This is a genomic window from Chromohalobacter sp. HP20-39 (assembly GCF_033052815.1).
Taxonomy (GTDB): Bacteria; Pseudomonadota; Gammaproteobacteria; order Pseudomonadales; family Halomonadaceae; genus Chromohalobacter.
Genome location: NZ_JAWHTP010001008.1, coordinates 1 through 248, shown reverse-complemented (window position 1 = coordinate 248; position 248 = coordinate 1). Strand labels below are relative to the sequence as shown.

Annotated in this window: 1 protein-coding gene; it reads left to right on the top strand. The window is 56.0% G+C overall.

Annotated features, from left to right (window positions below):
* On the top strand, positions 1 to 204 hold a 204-nt coding region (locus tag RVY79_RS20985; RefSeq protein WP_317466544.1), incomplete at its 5' end, for a hypothetical protein.
* Between the last annotated feature and the right edge of the window lie 44 nt (positions 205 to 248).

The window sequence follows — 248 nt, the reverse complement described above, 5'->3', positions numbered from 1 at the left end:
GGCCTGTCACCGGCTGCACGGCTGCGGAGAAGCGGATCGCTGGAAGGCGCATGGCCATGGCAATATCCTTTCCTCAAACACGACCTCGCCGGCGAGGGGCCAGATGCGGCACCCGGGGCGAAGGGAGTTCTGTTGTTATCTTTGCGTTCCGGAAGGATGGCCGAACGGCGCGGCGAAGAACTCCGAAACAAAAATACCTGCTAAATAAGTGAAATACATATTGCTGAAAAAGGGCCTTTATACAACCC